Consider the following 21,568-nt stretch of genomic DNA (forward strand, 5'->3'; position numbering starts at 1 on the left):
CTGGAGAGCAATCCGGGGAAATATATCCCTGAACATCTGCGTCAGCAGGGTGAAGGCAATGTCGTCAGCATCAACCTGAATCAGCCGATGAGCGAAATCCTGGCGCAACTGTCGGCGCACCCGGTCTCCACCCGCCTGAGCCTCAACGGCACCATCATCGTGGCCCGCGACATCGCCCACGCCAAGCTAAAAGAGCTTATTGATAACGGCGAGGCGCTGCCGCAGTACGTCAAAGATCACCCGATCTACTACGCGGGCCCGGCGAAGACGCCGACCGGTTATGCCTCCGGCTCCCTCGGTCCGACTACCGCAGGCCGCATGGACTCTTATGTCGATCTGCTGCAGTCGCACGGCGCGAGCATGGTAATGCTGGCGAAAGGCAACCGCAGCCAGCAGGTGACCGATGCCTGCCATAAACACGGCGGCTTCTACCTCGGCAGCATTGGCGGCCCGGCAGCAGTGCTCGCCCAGCAGAGCATTAAGAGCCTCGAGTGCGTGGCCTATCCGGAACTGGGGATGGAAGCTATCTGGAAAATCGAAGTGGAAGATTTCCCGGCGTTTATTCTGGTTGATGATAAAGGTAACGACTTCTTCCAGCAGATCCAGAATAAGCAGTGTGCCGGCTGTCAACAGCACGGCTAACGCTCACTTCTGACGCTGATATCAGGCCGTCGCCGTTTGGGCGACGGCTTTTTTTATGCCCACGCCGCGCCAGCTTGAATTCATTTCGCGCCAGGCTATGCTCAACTACAAGCCGTCCGTTGTTTGCTGAAAAATAACAATAATTCTCTTTCTCAGGTGCCTCTATGAACAGGATGAGCGTGGTGATCCTCTGGGCGCTGGCGCTGCTGGTGCTAAAGCCGGCGCTGGCTGCCGAACCGCGACAGCAGCCGACCGCCCGCGAGCAGGCACGCACGGTCACGATTTTCCATCAACCTGTCGTCATGTTGCAGGCTACTTTCGGCCAGACCACGCCCGAAGAGCGCGTCCTGCGTACCCGCAGCGCCCTGCGCGCGTTTACCGAGGATGATATCCGCCAGCCGCTGCGGGTCATGCCGGTTATCCGCTATGGTCAGCCAGGCCGGCTGTTCCTGATGAACGGCAAACCGGTGCTGCTGCTGAGCCAGGCGGATCTCGATGAGGGCGATGATTTAACCCTCGACCAGGCGGCCCAGCGGGTGCTGGCGCGAATGGAGGCCCAGCGCACCAGCCTGCAGGAACAGTTCAACGACCGTTATCTGCTGCTTTCAGCCGGCAAAGCGCTGGCCGGTGGGCTGCTGCTGGCGCTGTTTTACTACGGCGCCTTCCGCGCCTGGCGGCGGGTGCGGCGCTTTTTCCTGCTGCGGATCCTTGAAAAACGCAGCGCCATCCCGCAGCACTGGCGGCGCTATCTCGGCAATATTGAAGTTCGACTCTATGCTGTGCTGGTCATTCTCGTCGGCATGCTGGCCAGTTATCTCTGGCTGAGCTGGGCCTTCAGCCTGTTTCCCTGGACACGGGTGTGGAGTGAATCGCTGGGTGACTGGTCGCTGGGCGTGATCCGCGATCTCTCCCTGTCGATTGTCGCCTCCCTGCCGGGGCTGATGATCGTGGTGCTTATTTTCCTGATCACCTGGCTCATCATTCGCCTGGTGAAAGTGGCTCTCGACCAGGTCGCCGCCGGCCGCATTCAGGTGCCGGGCATCCATCCGGAAACCGTCAGCGCCACCCGCCGGTTGATCTCGGTGGTCATCTGGCTGTTTGCCCTGTCCGCCGCCTACCCGTTCCTCCCCGGCGCCAACTCCCTCGCCTTCAAAGGCATTAGCGTGTTCTTCGGCCTGATGCTGACTCTCGGGTCGACCGGGGTGATGACCCATGCGATGAGCGGCCTGGTGCTGATCTACTCCCGGGCGCTGCGCAAAGGCGACTGGATCCGCCTCGCCGACAATGAGGGACAGGTCAGCGAGATTGGCGTGCTGGCGACCAAGATCCTCACCCGTGAGAATTACATTGTCACCGTCCCGAACGCCGTGGTGGTGAGCGGGAAAATTATTAATCTCAGCGCCGAGAGCACCGACGGCGGGTTCAATCTCACCACCAGCGTCACCATCGGCTACGATACGCCGTGGCGTCAGGTGCATGCCCTGCTGGAGCTGGCGGCAAGACGCACCCCTGGGATGGATCAACAAATCGCCCCGATAGTTCGCAAGCTGGGGTTGCTTGACTGGTACACCGCGTATGAGCTGCAGGTGCGCTTGCTCCCCACAACTAAGCTGCCGGATGGCCGCAACGCGTTGCATAGCAGTATTATTGATGTGTTTAACGAATTCGGCGTGCAGATTATGTCGCCGAACTTTGTGATGCAGCCCAAGGCGGCGGTGGTGGTGCCGCAGGAGGCCTGGTACGCCGCCCCAGCCGTCGCGCCGCAGGAGCCTGAGAAATAAGGGCTAATATAGCGGCATTTCCGCCGGGTGGCGGCTTCACCGCTGAGCAAGAACAGCCAGCGCAGAGCCGCGTTTGTGCCGGGCGGTGGCTAACGCCTTGCCCGGCCTACGGATCGTGCGACCTGTCACTCATTTACCCACTTGCGCGACTGAAACTGCCGGTGCTGGCGGCCTCAAAATCGCTGTGACGTTCCCGGAAGGCCGGGGCAGCCTGCAGGGATAAGTCGAAGGGACCGCGCAGTGGCGATTTTGCTGGCCGGAGCCCGGGGGTACAGGGGGCGGCGGCGACTGGCCGCCCCCTGTGCCATAAGAGACATAACGCAGAAGATCAACCGGGAGCGCAATCTGCCCGGAATTAACATAGAAGTTGTAGCCCTGCCAAACATAGTGCGAACAGGGACATTTCCGGTTGTGCCGTTATTTCGCCGGGTGGCGGCTGCGCCTTACCCGGCCTACAACGACTGCCGGGCAATCCGACTCGGACGACGACTCAACCCTGCGCGGCGTCGATGTCGTCAAACACCTGCTGCGCCAGATGCATCGTGGCATTCGCCGCCGGCAGCCCACAGTACAGCGCAGAGTGCATGATCAACTCTTTCAGCTCATCGCGGGTGACCCCGTTGTTAAACGACGCGCGCAGATGCATCTTCAGCTCCGCCTCGCGATTGAGAGCAATCAGCATGGCAATGGTGATCATGCTGCGGGTGTGGTGGTCGAGCCCCGGACGGGTCCAGGTCTCACCCCAGGCGTAGCGGGTGATAAAGTCCTGAAACTCGTCATTCAACGGCGTCAGATGCTGCAGGGTACGGTCGACGTGGGCGTCGCCCAATACTTTGCGCCGTACCGTCATTCCGTCCTGATAGCGCTGTTTATCCTCCATGGCGTTCCCCCTGGAAAAAGCTTAGCAGCGCCGAAGTAAAGCTTTTCGGCGCCTCAATGTTTGACAGATGCGATGCCGCCAGCACCACCACCTGGGAAGCGGGGATCTGCTGCTGCAGGAAACTGGCGTCACTGACCGTAGTGACAGGGTCACTTTCACCGGCGATAATTAATGTCGGCAGCGGGATCTGCCCCACTTCGCCCCGCAGGTCGGCGGCGGCCAGCGCCTCGCAGCAGGCGGCATAGCCTTCGACGTCGGTATGGGTTAACTGGTGGCATAGCGCCTCCACCACCTCCGGCGCCTTCTGGCGAAACGCATGAGTGAACCAGCGATCCGCCGCCCCGGCAGCCACCACCGCCATTCCCTCCTGGCGTACCGCCCGCGCCCGCGACAGCCAGCTGGCCTGATCGCCAATGCGCGCCGCGGTGTTGGCAACGGCCAGACCATAAAAACGTTCTGGCGCAAAGCGTCCCAGCCACAGGCCGGTCAGACCGCCCATCGAGATCCCGCAGAACCAGGCGCGGTCGATATTCAGGTGATCGAGCAGCGCAATCACATCTTCCCCCAGCTGGGCGAGGGTCACTTTGCCATTTTTCGTCGTATTACCGTGACCGTGGGTGTCATAGCGCAGCACCCGAAAATGGGCGGTTAACGCCTCGATCTGCGGCTGCCACATCGCCCGGGTGGTGCCCAGCGAGTTGGAGAGGACGATAACCGGCGCGCCCTCCGGCCCGTCGAGTTGATAATCAAGATTCATCACGTTTCTCCTGATAACGCGCCAGTACCTGGCGCACAAAGCGTTCGGCGCTGCCGGTCGCCGTTGCCGGGTCAAGCAGCGTGGTTAAGCGTTCACGAGAGAGATACTGACTGACCTGTGGGTCAGCCGCGAGCAGATCGACCAGCGGAGAGTGACGGTCCAGCGCCTGACGGCACAGCGCCTCGATATGATGATGCGCCTCGGCTTTGCCGATGAATTCCGCCAGCGCCAGGGTCACCGCCTCGGCCATGATCAGCCCGTGGGTGATATCGAGATCGGCACGCATTTTCTGCGGGAAGACCTGCATATCGCGCACCAGCGCTTCACTTTGCGCCAGCGCCCCGCCCACCAGAGTAATCAGATCCGGCAGCGTCTCCCACTCCGCCTGCCAGCCGCCCAGCGCCCGCTCGTGCTGCTGGAGCTGGCTGGCGTAGAGGGTCGCCATCAGCCCCGGCGTACGCTGGGCGGCGGTCAGGATCGCCGCGCAGGCCACCGGATTGCGCTTATGCGGCATCGTCGATGAGCCGCCGCGGCCTTCCGCCACCGGCTCGCCGACCTCAGCCACTTCGGTCTGCATCAGCAGGGAGAAGTCGTTAGCGAATTTCCCCAGGGTACCGCAGACACCGGCAAACCAGGCGCCCGCCTCCAGCAGCCGATCGCGCTGGCTGTGCCACGGGGTATCCGGCAGCGACAGACCGAGGATCTGCGCCAGCGCCTGGCCAACCGCCGGCCCTTTCTCTTTTAGCGCGTCCAGAGTGCCCGCGGCGCCGCCAAACTGCAGCACCAGCAGCCGCGGACGCATCTCGCGCAGCCGCTGCTGCCAGCGCAGGAGCGCGTCGAGGGTGCCCGCCAGCTTCAGGCCAAAGGTCACCGGCAGCGCATGCTGCATCCAGGTCCGACCCGGCATGACAGTATCGCGATAACGATCCGCCTGGAGAGCCAGGGCAGCCAACAGCTGCTCAAGCAAGGTCTCAGCGGCATCCAGCGCCCCGCGCAGCTGGAGCACCAGTCCGGTGTCGATGGCGTCCTGACTGGTGGCTCCCCAGTGGACGTAGCGCGCAGCCTCGGGATCTCGCGCTTTTACCTGTACCGTCAGCTGTTTCACCAGCGGGATCGCCAGGTTACCGGCCCCCACCGCCGCCTCGCCCAGCGCGGCAAAATCGATGGTCTCGTGGCGGCAGGCCGCGACAATCGGCCCGACCGCTTCCGGCGGCACCATCCCGCAGACGGCCTGCGCCTGCGCCAGCGCCGCTTCAAAATCCAGCATGCCCTGCACCCGCTGCGCGTCGCTGAACCAGTCGGTCAGCGGACTGCTGCGCAGCATTGGGGTCAACAAACTCATTCTGGCTCCTTAAACACGTTCAATAATCAGGGCGATCCCCTGTCCGACGCCGATGCACATGGTGCACAGGGCGTAGCGGCCGCCGGTCCGTTTCAGCTGATAAGACGCGGTCATCGCCAGCCGGCCGCCGGAGGCACCGAGCGGGTGGCCCAGCGCGATCGCCCCGCCGTTAGGGTTCACGTGGGCGGCATCATCCGGTAAGCCCAGATCACGGGTCACCGCCAGCGCCTGAGCGGCGAAGGCTTCATTCAGTTCGATGACATCCATCTGGGCTAATGTCAGGCCGGTCTGCGCCAGCACCTTACGCACCGCGGGCGCCGGGCCAAAGCCCATGATCCGCGGCGCAACACCCGCCGTCGCCACGCCGACCACCCGGGCCAGCGGTTGAAGATCGTGAGCCGCCAGCGCCGTCTCGCTGGCCAGCAGCAGCGCACAGGCGCCATCGTTAACGCCGGAGGCGTTACCGGCGGTGACGCTGCCGTCGGCGCGCACCACGCCGCGCAGTTTAGCCAGCGCCTCCAGCGAGGTACTGCGCGGGTGCTCATCGCGGCTAAACAGCAGTGGCTCGCCTTTACGCTGCGGCACCTGGACGGCGATCAGCTCATCGGCGAAACGCCCCGCCTCCTGCGCCGCGGCGGTACGCAGTTGACTGCGTAAGGCGAACGCGTCCTGATCGGCACGGGAAATGGCAAACTCATCGGCGACGTTTTCCGCCGTCTCCGGCATGGAATGCACGCCGTACAGGGCTTTCATCTGCGGGTTAATAAAGCGCCAGCCGATGGTGGTATCCTCCATCTGCATGCTGCGGCTAAAGGCGCTCTCTGCTTTCCCCATCACAAACGGCGCGCGGGACATGCTCTCCACGCCACCGGCGATCATCAGCTGCGTCTCGCCGCTTTTAATCGCCCGCGCCGCGACGCCGATCGCATCGAGGCTGGAACCGCACAGGCGGTTGATGGTGCTCCCGGGCACGCTCTCCGGCAGCCCGGCCAGCAGCAGCGCCATCCGCGCCACGTTGCGGTTATCTTCCCCGGCCTGGTTGGCGCAGCCAAAGATCACATCGTCAATGCGCGAGGGATCCAGTCCCGGGTTACGCTCCAGCAGGGCTTTTAATGGCAGCGCCGCGAGGTCGTCGGCGCGCATCGTCGCCAGGGTACCACCGAAACGGCCAAAGGGTGTACGTACCGCATCACAGATAAATGCCTGATTCATCATAGGTTCCTTACGCGCTTTCCGCCAGTTGTTCAAAGGTCAGCGCCACCGGAGTGATGCGCTGCAGCTCTTCAAAAGAGAGACCGTTAAAGATTTCACGTACCACCGGGCCGCGGTCGGTGATGTCGATCACCGCCAGGTCGGTATAGATCCGGCTGACGCAGCCGACGCCGGTCAGCGGGTAGCTGCACTGCGCCACCAGCTTGCACTCGCCGTCACGGGTCAGGTGGTCCATCATCACGAACACCTGGCGGGCGCCGATGGCCAGATCCATCGCCCCGCCAACGGCCGGGATCGCATCCGGCGCACCGGTGCTCCAGTTCGCGAGGTCGCCGCTGGCGGAGACCTGATAGGCCCCCAGCACGCAGATATCGAGATGGCCGCCGCGCATCATGGCGAAGGAGTCGCCGTGGTGGAAATAGCAGCCGCCCTGCAGGAGGGTGACATACTCTTTACCGGCATTGATCAGCTCGGGATCTTCTTCCCCGGGCTGCGGTTTCGGCCCCATCCCCAACAGGCCGTTTTCGCTGTGCAGGAACACTTCTTTGTCGGCGGGCAGGTAATTGGCAATGCGGGTCGGCAGGCCGATGCCGAGGTTGACGTAAGCGCCTTCGGGAATATCGCGGGCCACGCGCTGGGCCATTTCGTCACGGGTCAGTTTTTGCATCTCGGGCTCCTCAGGCGCGTTGTGCGGCAGTCAGGTTTTCCAGCGAGAAGACACGCTGGACGAAAATGCCGGGGGTGATGATGTGTTCCGGGTCGAGGTCGCCCAGCGGCACCAGCTGCGAGACCTCGACGATGGTGGTTTTCGCCGCCGTCGCCATGATCGGGCCAAAGTTGCGCGCCGCCTTGCGATAGACCAGGTTGCCCCAGCGGTCGCCCTGATGGGCCTTAATCAGCGCGAAATCGGCTTTAATCGGATATTCCAGTACGTAATGGCGACCATCGATTTCCCGCGTCTCCTTGCCTTCCGCCAGCGGTGTGCCGTAGCCGGTGGGGGTAAACACTGCCCCCAGCCCGGCGCCAGCCGCCTGGATCCGCGCCGCGAGGTTACCCTGCGGCACCAGCTCCAGCTCCACTTTGCCGCTGCGATAGAGGTCATCGAAAATCTGGGAATCCACCTGGCGCGGGAAGGAGCAGATCATCTTGCGTACTCGCCCGGCTTTCAGCAGCGCCGCGAGACCCACTTCCCCGTTGCCGGCGTTGTTATTAATGATGGTCAGGTCGCGGGCGCCCTGGTCAATCAGGGCGTCAATCAGAAAGGTCGGCTGGCCGGCGGGACCAAAGCCGCCGATCATAATAGTCGCCCCGTCGTGGATCCCGGCGATGGCCTCGCTCAGCGTCGATACGCTTTTATCAATCATCAGGTCGCTCCAGTGATGTGCGGTAATCGCACTTTTATTCGTTGTTCGCACAAAATGTGACCCGCTTAACGATGTCGGTCAAGGGCGATAATCGAAATATGGTGCGATAATCGAACATCGGTTATCTTTAGCGAAAGAATGTGATCGATGGCAAATATGGGGAACAGAAATGGACAAGCATCCAGACGATTTACTGACCGGCGACGGCGATCCGTTTAAGGGCGATCCTAACTTTATGGCCTCCCTGGCGCGCGGCCTGGAGGTGATTCAGGCGTTCACGCCGCAGCGGCCCCTGCTGTCTATCTCGCAGATCAGCCAGAAGACCGGCATTCCGCGCGCGGCGGTGCGCCGCTGCCTGTATACCCTGAGCAAGCTGGGGTTCGTGTATGCCGAAGACGGTAAGAATTTCCAGCTGCGACCGCGGATCCTGGCGCTGGGCCACGCCTGGCTGGCCTCGACGCCGCTGGCGCGTTCGGCGCAGCCGGTGCTGCGACATCTGAGCGAAATGCTCAACGAGTCCTGCTCCATCGCCACCCTCGACGGGGACGATATTCTGTATATCGCCCGCGCCTCCAGCTCGCGGATTATGACCATCGACCTGGATATCGGCAGCCGCCTTCCGGCCTGGGCGACCTCGATGGGCCGGGTGCTGCTCAGCCATCAGCCGGAGGAGAAGCTCAACGACATGCTGGCTCGGGTGACCATGATCCGCTACACCCCGCAGACGGTGGATTCGGTGGCGAAGCTGCGCGCCGAACTGAAACGGGTGCATCAGCAGGGGTATGCCCTCAACGACCAGGAGCTGGAGATGGGCCTGCGCTCCCTCGCGGTACCGCTGTTTAACGCTCAGGGGCAGGTCCAGGCGGCGCTGAACGTTGGGGTGCATGCGGGCCAGATGTCGGCCCGCGAGATGATCGATCGCGTGCTGCCGGAGCTGCAAAAAGCCGCCCGCGAGCTGACGCTGCTTCTGCGCTAACGACTGCGCTTGGCGTGCTGCTCCCAGGTCTCCTGCTTCGCCTCGGCCGATTTACGCAGCGCGACATAGCAGGCGCCGCTGCCGCCATGATGTGGAAGCGCGGCGCAGAAGGCCTGCACCTCCGGCAGCTCTTCCAGCCAGCGCGCCAGATAGCTGCGGATAATATTGGCGTGGGACTGGTCGTCGCGGCCTTTGCCGTGAACGATCAGCACATTACGTAACCCCTCTTTCTGCGCCTGCACCATAAAGGCGAAGAGCATCTGTCGGCACTGTTCCACCGGCTGGCGCAGCAGGGAGAGGCTCGCCTGCTGGCTGTATTTCCCCCGCCGCAGCTTATCCAGCACGCCGCTCTGCAGCCCTTCACGCTTAAACTCCAGCGGCGTGGCGAGCGGCACGATATCGAGATAGCCGGTGGTGAGAAAATTATCCAGTTGCAGGGTATCGACGCGCTGCGGGGCCCGGCTGTTGCGCCCGGGATGCCAGTGCACGTCATTTTTACGTTTCAGAGGCTGGACATCTTCCATGGCGTCAAGAAACAGGGATTTGTCATCAAGGTTCATGGGCTCTCCTCCAGCGGCTGTCGCCAGCTACTATAGCCGCCCGGCGCTCCCCCCTCAACGCGTTTAGCCGCGTTCGCTGGCAAAGTGAGCGCGACGGGCGATTAAGGAAACAATTGTCGGCTTTGGCGGCGAAACAGCGTGATTAACGACGCCGTTAATGGCGTCTGCCGGGTATCGCGCCGCTGGATCAGATAATAGGTGGCCGTCGGCAAGACGTCGCGGACAGGGATCATCACCAGCTTGTCCGCCATCAGCGGATCGTTGCCGAGCTCCACCGGCAGGATGCTGAGAAAATCACTTTTCACCACCAGGCTAATGCACGACGAGAAGGTTTCGCAAACAATATCTACCTTAGGCGCTAACCCGGCCTGATTAAGCCGGTCCTGCAGCTGTTTAAAGTAGCTGCCGCGCGGCGTCGGCATGGTCCAGTGGTGATCCATCAACTCCCCCAGCGAGGTGGCCTGCGCCGCCGGATGTCCCGCGCGGGCAAACACCGCGAACGGTTTCTCAAACAGTTTCTCAAAGCTGAACTCATGGTCGTACGGCCCGGGGTAATAGGTATTGATGGTGAAATCCAGCTCTCCCTGGCGCAGCTCATTGATCATCGCCAGCAGCTGGCCCTCCATAATCCGCACCTTTACCTGCGGATGCTGCTGATGAAAGCGGCAGATCACTGACGGCATTAGCGACCGGGCGACGCTGGCGCCGAGGCCAATATTAATTTGCCCGGCCTGCTCGCCCTGGCGCTGCAGCAGTTCGTCCTGCGCCGCCCGCAGCTCTTCAAGGATCAAGCTCGCATGTTGGTAAAAGCTTTCGCCGTTCTCGGTCAGCGCCACCCCCTGACTGCGGCGCACGAACAGCTGGGCGGAAAGCCCCTCCTCCAGTTCTTTAATCGCTTTGGTCAGGGCCGGCTGCGAGACCGCCAGCGCCCGGCTGGCGCCGCGAATACTCCCTTCCCGGGCCACTTCGACGAAGGCGCGGATATGATGAAATTTAATCTGAAATGCCATGCTTTCGGTGATAACCATTGTTTATCAGACAGAAGAAAATCACATCTACTGTAATCCATCAGGCTATGGCAGGTTAAGTGGGATACGGCCTGTAAAACGTAAGTGATAAACAAAAGCTATCACATCGTGAACGCCGTCACATTTTTTACTTATGACAGGATGAGCTATGCCGCAACTTGATGAATACCTCCACCAGCTGGCGCCGGCCATGATCCAATGGCGCCGTGATTTTCACCTGCACGCGGAATCCGGCTGGCTGGAATTCCGCACTGCCAGCAAGGTGGCGGAGATCCTCGACGGGCTCGGCTATCAGCTGGCGCTGGGGCGCGATGTCATCGATGCCGATAGCCGGATGGGGCTGCCGGACGAGGATACCCTGGCCCAGGCTTTCGAGCGCGCCCGCGAACAGGGCGCGCCGGAGCGCTGGCTGCCGGCGTTTGAAGGCGGTTTCGCCGGCGTGGTCGCCACGCTCGACACCGGACGTCCCGGCCCAACCCTGGCCTTCCGCGTCGATATGGATGCCCTTGACCTCAATGAACAGCACGACGACAGCCACCGCCCTCATCGCGACCATTTCGCCTCCTGCAACGCCGGCATGATGCACGCCTGCGGCCATGATGGCCATACCGCCATCGGGCTGGGCCTGGCGCATGTCCTGAAGCAGTATGCCGCGCAGCTCAACGGGGTGATCAAACTGATTTTCCAGCCCGCTGAAGAGGGCACCCGCGGCGCCCGGGCGATGGTGGCCGCCGGCGTGGTGGATGACGTGGATTATTTCACGGCGATCCATATCGGGACCGGTGTGCCGGCAGGTACCGTCGTCTGCGGCGGCGACAACTTTATGGCCACTACTAAATTCGACGTGCAGTTCAGCGGCGTGGCCGCCCACGCCGGCGGCAAGCCGGAGGAGGGGCGCAACGCACTACTGGCAGCCGCCCAGGCCGCTCTTGGCCTGCACGCCATCCCGCCGCACAGCGCCGGCGCCTCGCGGGTCAACGTCGGGGTGATGCAGGCGGGCACCGGGCGCAACGTGGTGCCCTCTTCCGCGCTGTTAAAAGTGGAAACCCGCGGTGAAAGCGAAGCCATTAACCAGTACGTGTTCGAGCGGGCGCAGCACGTCGTCGCCGGGGCGGCGGCGATGTACGAAGCCCGCTACGAACTGCGCATGATGGGTGCGGCGACCGCCAGCGCGCCGTCGCCGGCGTGGGTGGACTATCTGCGCGAACAGGCCGCCCGTGTGCCCGGCGTGCAACAGGCGGTGGATCGTATCGCCGCCCCGGCGGGCTCGGAAGACGCCACCCTGATGATGGCCCGGGTCCAGGCGCGCGGCGGCCTCGCCTCGTACATGATCTTCGGCACCCAACTGAGCGCCGGTCACCACAACGAGAAGTTTGACTTCGACGAGAGCGTCATGGCGCTAGCGGTAGAAACTCTGGCGCGTATTGCGCTTAACTTTCCCTGGCAGCGGGGGGTGTAATGGAAGCCATTTTTCAGTTTGTGGACGAGATGATTGAGACGCGACGCGAGACGTACTGCGCCATCGCCGATGACATCTGGGATCACCCGGAGACCCGCTTTGAGGAGTACTGGTCCGCCCAACGCCTGGCGGATGCGCTGGAGGCAGAAGGTTTCCAGCTCACTCGCGATGCGGGTGGGATCCCGAATGCCTTTATCGCCAGCGTCGGCGAAGGCCAACCGGTCATTGCCCTGCTCGGCGAATTTGACGCCCTGGCGGGCCTCAGCCAGCAGGCCCACTGCGCGGAACCGACACCCTCGACACCGGGAGCCAACGGCCACGGCTGCGGGCACAATCTGCTCGGTACGGCGGCATTCGCCGCGGCGGTCGCCGCCAAAGCCTGGCTGCAACAGCATGGCGGCGCGGGCACGCTGCGCTTCTATGGTTGTCCCGGCGAGGAAGGCGGATCGGGAAAAACCTTTATGGTGCGCGAAGGGTTGTTTGATGATGTCGATGCGGCGCTGACCTGGCATCCGGAAGCCTGGGCCGGGATGTTCAGCACCCGTACCCTCGCCAATATTCAGGCGGCATGGCGTTTTACCGGCACCGCCGCCCACGCTGCGAATTCGCCGCACCTGGGCCGGAGCGCGCTGGATGCCGTCACTCTGATGACCACCGGCAGCAACTTCCTCAATGAACATATCATCGAGAAGGCGCGGGTCCATTATGCCATTACCGATACCGGCGGTGTCTCGCCCAACGTAGTGCAGGCTCAGGCGGAAGTGCTGTATCTGATCCGTGCGCCGGAGATGGCCGACGCGGAGCAGATTTTCGCCCGCATCGAGAAGATTGCCCAGGGGGCCGCTCTGATGACCGAGACCCACGTCAGCTGCCGCTTTGAAAAAGCCTGCTCCAGCTATCTCCCCAACCGCACGCTTGAGGCGGTGATGTATCAGGCGGTCTGTCATTACGGTACCCCCGCCTGGAGCGACGAGGAGCGCGCTTTTGCCGCGGCGATACGCGCCACCCTCAGCGCCAACGATATTAACAACAGCCTGAACAATATTGCCGGCACCAGTGGGGAGGAAGGCAAAACGTTCGCTCTTCGCCACCGCGACACGCTGCTGATTGATGAGGTGGCGCCCTGGGCGGCCACGGATAACGTCCTCGCCGGCTCCACTGACGTCGGCGATGTCAGCTGGAAAGCGCCGGTGGCTCAGTGCTTCAGCCCGTGCTTCGCGGTGGGAACCCCGCTGCACAGCTGGCAGCTGGTGAGCCAGGGCAGAACCTCCATTGCCCATAAAGGGATGTTGCTGGCGGGGAAAGTGCTCGCGGCGACCGCGATCCGTTTATTCAGCGACAGCGCCCTGCTGGCGGCCAGCCAGCAAGAACTCAGGCAGGTACTGGCCGAACGCCCCTATCGTTGCCCGATCCCGGCGGAGGTGAGTCCGTCCGTTTTACGATAACCACTTAAGACAGGCTACTCCTGGCCAACGCTGACCGGCATCGCGGCACGCACCGACCATAATAACCGCCGGCAGTACGGGAGCAGGCCTGCCCAACACAACAACGACAACAGAGGAACGCCCATGAGTATGTCATCCATACCGTCGTCTTCCCCCGGCGGAAAGCGCTATGGCTGGGTAGAGAAGATCGGTAACAAAGTCCCGCACCCGTTTTTGCTGTTTATCTATCTTATCGTGGCGCTGATCGCGGCCACGGCGATACTTTCCGCCTTCAACGTCGGGGTGCAGAACCCTACGGATGGTTCACGGGTGGTGGTCAAAAATCTGCTCAGCGTGGAAGGGTTGCACTGGTTTTTGCCCAACGTCATTAAAAACTTCAGCGGTTTCGCGCCGCTGGGGGCGATCCTCGCCCTGGTGCTGGGCGCTGGCTTCGCCGAGCGGGTGGGTCTGTTACCCGCGCTAATGGTGAAGATGGCCTCTCACGTCAGCGCCCGCTATGCCAGCTATATGGTGCTGTTTATCGCCTTCTTCAGCCATATCTCTTCCGACGCGGCGCTGGTAATTATGCCGCCGCTGGGCGCGCTGATGTTCCTCGCCGTCGGTCGGCATCCTGTCGCCGGCCTGTTGGCGGCGATTGCCGGCGTGGGCTGCGGCTTTACCGCCAATTTACTGATTGTCACCACCGACGTACTGCTCTCAGGGATCAGCACCGAGGCGGCAAAATCCATCGATGCCTCTTTGCACGTCAGCGTGATCGACAACTGGTACTTTATGGCGACCTCGGTGATCGTTCTGACGCTCGTCGGCGGACTGATCACCGATAAGCTGGTGGAGCCTCGGCTGGGGCAGTGGCAAGGCAGTCGTGATGAAAAGCTGCAGACGCTGACGCCCGAGGAGCGTTTCGGCCTGCGCATCGCCGGCGTGGCAACGCTGGTATTCGTGGCGGTCGTCGCCCTGATGGTGGTCCCCGAGAACGGTATTCTTCGCGACCCGGTTCAACATACGGTCATGCCCTCGCCGTTTATCAAAGGCATCGTGCCGCTGATTATCTTTTTCTTCTTTGTCGTGTCGCTGGCATACGGCATCGCCACCGGCAAAATTCGCCGCCAGGCCGACCTGCCGCAGCTGATGATTGAGCCGATGAAAGAGATGGCCGGGTTTATCGTGATGGTCTTCCCGCTGGCGCAGTTCGTGGCGATGTTCAATCGTAGCCACAAATCAGACCCTATAAAATATATATAACAATATCAGTCATATATAAAAATACACTGGATATCGAGACAGTTATATTTTAGGCTGTTTTCACCCGTTTTAACCCATTATGTTGTTATCAGCACCCCACACAGCACCCCACAGTTTAAGGTTTGGATATGGCTTTCTTCACCATAGAGAAAAGATTACGCAGTGATGGAACTGCCCGTTATCGCTGTACTGTAGCCGTTAAACAAAATGGTAAGTACGTCCACCGGGAGAACAAAACCTTCTCCAAGAACACCCTTGCGAAGTCCTGGGGGGCTAAACGTGTAGCATACATTGAAGAGCATGGTCTCCCAGAGCCAGAAAAAGAGATGAAAGAGATCTCTGTTATAACTGTTGGTGACCTGCTTACTCAGTATGAAAACCACCCAAACATAACGCTCGGCGCATCAAAAAGAAGCTCTCTCCGCACCCTTGGCCGTTCCTTTCTGGCAGAAATCAAACTTACGGACTTGACCGCAAAACATATTATCGAGCACTGCCAGACCCGAAAAGCGCAAGGACTTGCGCCTTCCACTATCTCTCAGGACGTATCGTATTTAAGTGTTGCGCTTGAAGCGGCCAAGCCACTTTTTGGCGCCCCAGCTAATTTGAACGAATTATCTGACGCTAAAGTTTGGTTGAGAAATATGGGGATCACAGGTCCTTCACAGCGACGTAGTCGCCGCGCAAGTGCTACCGAGGTTGATCGGTTGTATGAAGTTCTTAAAGTTAAGGCCGAAACGGCATACACCGGGGCGCCATTACATCAAATATTTATGTTTTCCATACTTACATGTATGAGGGTTGGAGAGGTTTGTCGTCTTCTCTGGGAGGATGTGGACGATATTCAGCGTTCTGTTATCGTTAGAGACAGGAAGGACCCGAGGAAAAAAATCGGCAACCACATGTTAGTGCCCTTACTTGGTGATGCCTGGAGGATATTGACGATGCAGCCTCGTGTTGACGACAGGGTATTCCCGTTCAATCCGAAAAGTATAACAGCCATGTATCGGCGCGTTCGTGACGAGTTGAGGATTGAGGATCTGAGGTATCACGATCTACGGCGCGAAGGGGCAAGCCGTCTGTTTGAAGCAGGATTCAGTATTGAAGAGGTGGCGCAGGTCACAGGACATCGTTCACTCAATATATTGTGGCAGGTTTACACTGAGCTATTTCCGAAAACGCTGCATGAGAAATTCGATAAGTTGCAGAAAAGCAAAAACATTGAGTAGAATCAAAAGCGGTGCTCCCCCTGCCTGAGCCCACGCCCACCCGGCAACTAATGCATGCTGCTGCCGGGTGGGATTTTACACCAAATCCTCACCCAGCCTCATGCAGTATGCTATCCGGGAAATCTTTATAAATCGTCTTCACTCCCCCCCTATAACATCTGCGATCTGTTGTCGGGTAGAGCCGTTCGCAAGCATCTGGCGGCAGCGTTCCACTACCTCCTTGGTCATCATTCTGCGGCGGCCGCCTATGCGCCCCTGTCTATGGAAAGCCGCGATCACTGATCTTTTATCAGGATGTTACTAAATATTTTTAGGAGATATATTGTGTGTACTTACTTTAACAATTTTAGTTCTGTCCACGATAATCTTGGTTTCAAGAGGATGGACAAGTGATGTAAATGCTCTTAACTAACAATAAAAAGGATTGAAGATGTTTACAGATAGACAGGCGTTGTATCGTGATCTTGAAAGAGAGCGTGGGTCGAAAGTTATCACTTATGTAACCGGTGACAGACCTGGCATGGAAACGAAAATCCATTCTGAAGTTTATGATTTCTTTGTGAATCACTTAGATGAAATTGGCGTAACCCCAAAAATATCTTTACTTCTTTACACTAAAGGGGGAGAAACTCTTACAGCATGGAGCCTAGTTAATCTGCTCAGGCAATTTTGTGATGAACTCGAAGTAATAATTCCCTCAAAATGCCTCAGTGCTGGAACTATTATGGCTCTTGGAGCTAACAGGATAGTGATGACAAAGCAGGCCACCCTTGGCCCTATAGATCCAAGCCTTACATCCCCTCTAAATCCAGTTGTAACAATTAATGGACAGACAAATATTTCCCCGGTAAGTGTCGAAGATATCAAGGCTTATCTTTCCTTGGCCAAGGATGAGTTAGGCATTCAAAAACCGGAAGATGCTATCAATATCCTTCTTAAGCTGAGCGAAAAAGTGCATCCCCTTGTGTTAGGAAGCGTTTATCGGGCACAAACTCAAATTCAGATGCTCGCCAGAAGGCTTCTGACACACCAGGTATCTGAACAGGATAAGATTGAGCGGATTGTGAGCTTTCTTTGCACGGATTCTGGTAGCCACGACTACACTATCAGCAGAAGAGAAGCCACAAATGATCTTGGGCTTACAATAGAAAAACCCTCAGAAACATTATATGGCTTGATTAATTCTATCTATGTTGATATCAAGAGCGAGCTGGAACTTGGTAAGCCTTTTGATGTCAATACCACGCTTGGCTCTGCTCCTCAACAGCAATATACAGCCATTAGAGCATTAGTAGAGTCTACAGATACGTGTTCTTACCAGATGCGAACTCAAGGGCTGTTGCAGAAAGTTCAGGTATCTCCACCACCAATGCAGCAGTTTGCTATCAACAACACAGTTAGTTACGAGGGCTGGAAACGTCATGATGAACCTTAATACAAAAATTTTGGAAGTGGGTAATTTAAAGCAATCACTTAACAGCAGCTCATCCCCTAAAGCTGCTGACTCGTCAGCAAAAACGACAACTACACATCTACAAAATAATTTTAATAAATTCGCTGGTTACTCGCAGAGCTCTTCTTCAAGCGCATCCTGATGCTTGCCCCGCCAGCTCATAACTGGCGGGATTCCCTGTTACCTGTCAATTCTGATGGTAAAGCTAAGGAGAGTTGACGCTGCACTTAACATCATGAAAGCAGCATAACCGTGAAAGTTGCGTTTTACGTAAATACAGGTTACAGCTATCGATCAGACACACCGACGCAACGTAATGATTTTAAGAAGCTGGCAGGTACTTATATAGCGTCTTCACATTAACCCCTATCACATCGGCTACCTGCTGCCGGGAATCCATTCCCGGGCAATGTAGCTACTTCTGCAACTGCGCGAGCGCTGATTCTAAACGCTCCAGCTGCCTGCGCTGATACGCAGCCTCCAGCACATTGCACTCATCCATTACCAGACGCCATTCGCTTCCTGCTGGTATCGCTTCCTTAGTTACTCGAGATCCTGCCTGGCGTATAAGAACCTGTGTTTCCTCTGAGATCTTAACCCCCTGCTCATCGTACTGCGCCGGAATGGTTTCGTACTCATCGTCCCATGACTCCACCTGCTCCGGAACCGCGTCCCATTCATTGCGTACAAGCAACGCCCATTCGGTAGCGTCCTCCCCTGCCGCTTCGAATGCTTCAATAATGTCCTGAGCAATGTAGCCAACATGCCAGCGCGCACTATCTTCACCCTTCCCAGCAATAGCCCAGTCATACTTAAACCGCTTGATACCGATTGTTCCCCAGATATCAAGGATCTTATCCGGTATCCCTTCCCGTACAGGCTTACGGTCGCGGTCTGAAACCACAGTTACCGCATTCTGGGCGTAGATGTTTTTGACCGTATTACCCGGGGAGCCTATATCCCAGGTATTTGTCGCGCTGAAACCTATATTCCCACCGAAGACAAGTGCCGAGGCGTTAAGCCCAAGTGAGGTTCCGTATGCGTTTATATCTGCGGATTTAGTGGTGGCACCTCCGACAAAAAATTCAATGGTTCGCGTGCCTGTCGACCCAGCGTTATACCCGAATCGCATTGTAGTACCACGTAGGGTAAAGCTGCCGTTCGCTGTCAAGGCGTCTGCGGTATAGTCCCGGCGATAAGTCCGTGCTGTGAGCGTTCTCTGGTTAATATTCAGAGTATCGCCAACGGCACCAACGACCGCATCGAGAACGTACTGCCCGCTAAGAGTTCCGTCTGTTTTCAGGTTACGCTTATGAATGCGAACTTCCCCTGTATATCCGGTAGAAGACCCGCCAGTAATCTTAAGAGGAACCCCCATGAAAACGTATGGCTTATACGCTGCGGGTACGTCTACGGTTGTCCGGCCATTAGTGGAGTCCACATCAACGATTGATACAGTGAACTCTTTAGCGAAGAAGGCACCAATGCTATTCCCGCCTTTGATGATTAACGGCAGATTCGTAAAGCCATAGTCCTCGTAAACAGTGGTCGCAAACTTATAATCTGTGTTCGCCCGCTGGTGTGCCGTCCAGGGGTAAATGACATCCTCGGGCATGAAGATACCGCCGCCAACCTTTTTAAACAGGTTGTACCTAAACCCGTTACTCGGATTGACGTGACCCCACACACATAAATCTGACGTCTCTGGGCGATAATCCAGTCCGACAGGAAAAACTGGAATACCCCCAGTGAATGCCTGGACAGCCTTGAGAATAATCGGAGTGGTGCCGGGGATAGTAAACTGCAATGACTGCTGGCTTCCTGCTGTACCAACGCCGTCATTGTTGTTCCATTTCAGGTTCTGGATAATCGCCATTTTGTAGCCATTACCAAAATCAATGGCCATTTCGGCTTTGGCGATAAACAAGTTGTAGTTATAACCATTATCTGTACTGAGTTGGTCGATATTCGCACCTTGCCACAACACAACGTTGTTCAAGTCAAAATTGCCAGTCAGGTCTTTGTACCAGATACAGATATTGCTGTGCATTGCAGGCGACAACACAGGCAGTTGCAGGATACCATTCGCCGCCATCAGCCCATACGGAGAGAACATCTCCTTGGTGGTTTTGTGCCCGCGCAGGCTGTCAACATCAGGCGGATTCTCGTAGGTACTATTGGTGCTGTACATCACGCCATAGGTGCCGTATTTGAAGTCAAATCCGCCATGTGGGAATGCGCCAGTATCGTGTGTCGGGCTGCCGAAGCGAACGAAGTCAATGCCGTTGGTTGACGGGTACGAACCGTATCCGGCTGGCGGCACCCAGTTCTCATTAGCATCATAATACCCAAATGCGCCTGGCTCGAAAGTCAGGTACTTATAGGTTCGGTCAGGACGGTACTGCGAACCAATACAGTCGATATTTAAGCCGAATCCCTTCTCGTTGCCGTCGTTCCACCACTTGTTCAGGATGGTGACATAGGAAGGAGTGTCTTCCATGTAGCACGCAGTGTAGACGGAGCCACGGGCAGCGGTTGCGATAACAGACTTGTTCGGTTTGCGTTCGGTCGGGTTGTACGCCGGGATGCTGAGATATGCGCCTGAGCAATGGAAGCCATGACCAGTTTCGATTAAATAGTAGTCGCACTGCTGGCCGCTTGGCGAAGAGGCCCAGCGCCCGTTGTTGGAGATAGTCCCACCTATCCACTGGCACCAGTCGATATGCAAACGCGCACAGCAGTAACGGGCTGTGCTGATATACATATTTTTAAATACGCATCCGTAGAAGTTACCGATTTTCTCAGGGAGGACGGTAGATTTGTAGGGGATGATATCACTGGACATCACGCCATCCTCGTCAATCCGAACCTGCATCCCTACCAGATTTACGCGGAACCCTTCGATGCGCATGTCCGAGAACGAACAGTACCACGCGTTGAGGGCGAGAATACCCACCCCGGCGGTACAGTCTGCATCCAGAGTGCCTGGAACGTGGTCGCCAATCAGCGCGCCACCGGTAATCCTGGTAAAGCCAAGGCTGACCGATTCCCAGAAAAGATTGTTCCCGCAGGCTGCATAAATAGACTCGATATCCTCAACAGAGTGCTCCAGCCCGTTTAAGTATTTACCCGTTACCGAATATTTTCGAGAGGCAGCCGCCTTCACGACAATCGTGGACTTCCCGAAATCGTAGTGAATGTTACTGCGGAGCTTGATTGCCTCTTTACCAACCCGATAAATTCCGGAGGGGATTGTGATGTCTATTGCCGAAAATGTTGTTGATGTGCTCAGGGTATTTTCTGCCTGATAAAGCACGGGCAGAGCAGCGTAAATACCGTTAATCGCCTGCCCCAGACAAACAAAATCGTCAGTATCAAGCTGCGTTTCGTCATATGTCGCAGCCTCTTGTGCCCCGTTGATTTTTGGGTTTATTTTTGAACCAGCGTCTACCTTTAACTGATATTCAATACCTGCCGCATTGTAAATACGGGCCTCGGTAATAAAATGCATTCCTGCGCGGGAAATATCAGTATCCCCTGTGGCAACCCATACCCCCTCACCACCATCATTCTGAATATAAAAACCACGAGTACGAATTTCACCGGGTGTGCCGGTTAATTCAAAAACATCAGTAGTAGCATTAACCCAATACCCCAACCCAAATATTAGCTGAGAGCCACCTAAACCTGAACTCAGGTCTTGGCGAAGCGTATCACCATCCATCAGAACAAAGTGAGTGACGTCGTTCGCAAAGCTGGTCGCATCGGTTCCGGTGGTCGTAAAGCCGACGTCAGTAGCAGCATTCAGGCGGTAATACTGGTTGTTATAGCGGATGTACTGGTTACGAGCGCTAAACTGGAATGGGCCATTTTCGTAATCCCCCAGGAAGACATAACCGGATGAAACAAGAAACTGCTGGAAGCGATTTTCTTTATCCGTCTGAGATGATTCAAAAATACCTTCCTGCTCGACTATCTGGGTGGAAAAACGGGACTCAAAGTCACTCAATTTTACCGTAAACGCAGACTCCAGTCCGAACCATGACATACGGCTACGACCGAGCCGATCACTCCAGAAAGAGGATGTAATATCGTTCAGGGCCAGGTCTAAATTCTGCGCATTATCGAATACGTTGCGCATGTCTGCCGACGGGACCGGGTCCCGCGTCAAATAAAATGGCATAGGGGGATTACCTCA

At 57.7% G+C, this 21,568-nt stretch carries 16 protein-coding genes and 2 pseudogenes; 8 read left to right on the forward strand and 10 right to left on the reverse strand.

Annotation, left to right across the window (positions count from 1 at the left end; translation table 11 throughout):
- A partial coding sequence (locus HMPREF3096_RS31605; protein ID WP_228704557.1) for a FumA C-terminus/TtdB family hydratase beta subunit occupies nt 1-642 on the forward strand: 642 nt, incomplete at its 5' end.
- A 164-nt stretch (nt 643-806) separates the two neighbouring features.
- The gene (locus tag HMPREF3096_RS22550; protein ID WP_032730260.1) at nt 807-2,423 is read left to right on the forward strand and encodes a mechanosensitive ion channel family protein; all 1,617 of its coding nucleotides are present in this window, start codon (nt 807-809) and stop codon (nt 2,421-2,423) included.
- A gap of 490 nt (nt 2,424-2,913) precedes the next feature.
- On the opposite strand, the gene pcaC is transcribed toward HMPREF3096_RS22550, so the two are convergent.
- The 6 genes from pcaC to HMPREF3096_RS22580 are packed head-to-tail and all read right to left on the reverse strand — an operon-like array spanning nt 2,914 to nt 7,978.
- Nucleotides 2,914-3,303 carry a 4-carboxymuconolactone decarboxylase gene (gene pcaC, locus HMPREF3096_RS22555; protein WP_008805049.1) on the reverse strand — a complete coding sequence of 130 codons (390 nt, stop codon included), beginning with the start codon at nt 3,301-3,303 and terminating at the stop codon, nt 2,914-2,916.
- Complete coding sequence (gene pcaD, locus HMPREF3096_RS22560; RefSeq protein WP_012968330.1) at nt 3,293-4,060, reverse strand: 3-oxoadipate enol-lactonase; 768 nt, start codon at nt 4,058-4,060, stop codon at nt 3,293-3,295. Before pcaD ends, pcaC begins: the two co-directional genes overlap by 11 nt.
- Nucleotides 4,050-5,402 (reverse strand): 3-carboxy-cis,cis-muconate cycloisomerase, encoded by a 1,353-nt coding sequence (locus HMPREF3096_RS22565; RefSeq protein ID WP_070544612.1) that lies wholly within the window; start codon nt 5,400-5,402, stop codon nt 4,050-4,052. Before HMPREF3096_RS22565 ends, pcaD begins: the two co-directional genes overlap by 11 nt.
- 9 nt (nt 5,403-5,411) lie before the next feature.
- Nucleotides 5,412-6,614: a 3-oxoadipyl-CoA thiolase gene (pcaF, locus tag HMPREF3096_RS22570; protein WP_070544613.1), complete on the reverse strand. Its 1,203-nt coding sequence runs from the start codon at nt 6,612-6,614 to the stop codon at nt 5,412-5,414.
- Between the two features lie 10 nt (nt 6,615-6,624).
- Entirely contained in the window at nt 6,625-7,281 is a 657-nt protein-coding gene (locus tag HMPREF3096_RS22575) for a 3-oxoacid CoA-transferase subunit B (protein WP_012541879.1), read from the reverse strand.
- Between the two features lie 10 nt (nt 7,282-7,291).
- Nucleotides 7,292-7,978: a 3-oxoacid CoA-transferase subunit A gene (locus tag HMPREF3096_RS22580; protein ID WP_032730258.1), complete on the reverse strand. Its 687-nt coding sequence runs from the start codon at nt 7,976-7,978 to the stop codon at nt 7,292-7,294.
- 169 nt (nt 7,979-8,147) lie between these two features.
- On the opposite strand from HMPREF3096_RS22580, the gene HMPREF3096_RS22585 reads away from it, so the two are divergent.
- Nucleotides 8,148-8,954 carry an IclR family transcriptional regulator domain-containing protein gene (locus tag HMPREF3096_RS22585; RefSeq protein WP_008805055.1) on the forward strand — a complete coding sequence of 269 codons (807 nt, stop codon included), beginning with the start codon at nt 8,148-8,150 and terminating at the stop codon, nt 8,952-8,954.
- Here HMPREF3096_RS22585 and smrA read toward each other — a convergent pair.
- Nucleotides 8,951-9,514, reverse strand: coding sequence for a DNA endonuclease SmrA (gene smrA, locus HMPREF3096_RS22590; protein ID WP_008805056.1), 564 nt, complete (start codon nt 9,512-9,514; stop codon nt 8,951-8,953). The genes HMPREF3096_RS22585 and smrA overlap by 4 nt on opposite strands.
- A gap of 101 nt (nt 9,515-9,615) precedes the next feature.
- Nucleotides 9,616-10,524: a LysR family transcriptional regulator gene (locus tag HMPREF3096_RS22595; RefSeq protein ID WP_008805057.1), complete on the reverse strand. Its 909-nt coding sequence runs from the start codon at nt 10,522-10,524 to the stop codon at nt 9,616-9,618.
- Between the two features lie 166 nt (nt 10,525-10,690).
- On the opposite strand from HMPREF3096_RS22595, the gene HMPREF3096_RS22600 reads away from it, so the two are divergent.
- From HMPREF3096_RS22600 to HMPREF3096_RS22615, 4 genes and pseudogenes are all read left to right on the forward strand, one after another.
- Nucleotides 10,691-12,001, forward strand: a complete 1,311-nt coding sequence (locus HMPREF3096_RS22600; RefSeq protein WP_012968332.1) for a M20 family metallo-hydrolase — start codon at nt 10,691-10,693, stop codon at nt 11,999-12,001.
- Complete coding sequence (locus HMPREF3096_RS22605; RefSeq protein ID WP_032730257.1) at nt 12,001-13,446, forward strand: M20 family metallopeptidase; 1,446 nt, start codon at nt 12,001-12,003, stop codon at nt 13,444-13,446. The genes HMPREF3096_RS22600 and HMPREF3096_RS22605 overlap by 1 nt, the downstream gene beginning before the upstream one ends.
- Before the next feature lie 123 nt (nt 13,447-13,569).
- Nucleotides 13,570-14,661 (forward strand): annotated as a pseudogene (locus HMPREF3096_RS22610) (AbgT family transporter); the annotation flags it as partial.
- A 155-nt stretch (nt 14,662-14,816) separates the two neighbouring features.
- Nucleotides 14,817-15,917 (forward strand): tyrosine-type recombinase/integrase, encoded by a 1,101-nt coding sequence (locus tag HMPREF3096_RS22615; protein WP_064173824.1) that lies wholly within the window; start codon nt 14,817-14,819, stop codon nt 15,915-15,917.
- Nucleotides 15,918-16,005: 88 nt separating this feature from the next.
- On the opposite strand, the pseudogene HMPREF3096_RS31610 reads toward HMPREF3096_RS22615, so the two are convergent.
- Nucleotides 16,006-16,202, reverse strand: a pseudogene (locus HMPREF3096_RS31610) (helix-turn-helix domain-containing protein); the annotation flags it as partial.
- 145 nt (nt 16,203-16,347) lie between these two features.
- Between HMPREF3096_RS31610 and HMPREF3096_RS22620 the strand changes: the two are divergent.
- The gene (locus HMPREF3096_RS22620) at nt 16,348-17,352 is read left to right on the forward strand and encodes an SDH family Clp fold serine proteinase (protein ID WP_040210536.1); all 1,005 of its coding nucleotides are present in this window, start codon (nt 16,348-16,350) and stop codon (nt 17,350-17,352) included.
- A gap of 433 nt (nt 17,353-17,785) precedes the next feature.
- Here HMPREF3096_RS22620 and HMPREF3096_RS30605 read toward each other — a convergent pair whose 3' ends face one another.
- Nucleotides 17,786-21,553, reverse strand: a complete 3,768-nt coding sequence (locus HMPREF3096_RS30605; RefSeq protein ID WP_070544614.1) for a tail fiber domain-containing protein — start codon at nt 21,551-21,553, stop codon at nt 17,786-17,788.
- Nucleotides 21,554-21,568 lie beyond the last annotated feature (15 nt).

This window comes from Klebsiella sp. HMSC25G12 (assembly GCF_001807705.1).
GTDB classification, from domain to species: Bacteria; Pseudomonadota; Gammaproteobacteria; order Enterobacterales; family Enterobacteriaceae; genus Klebsiella; species Klebsiella variicola.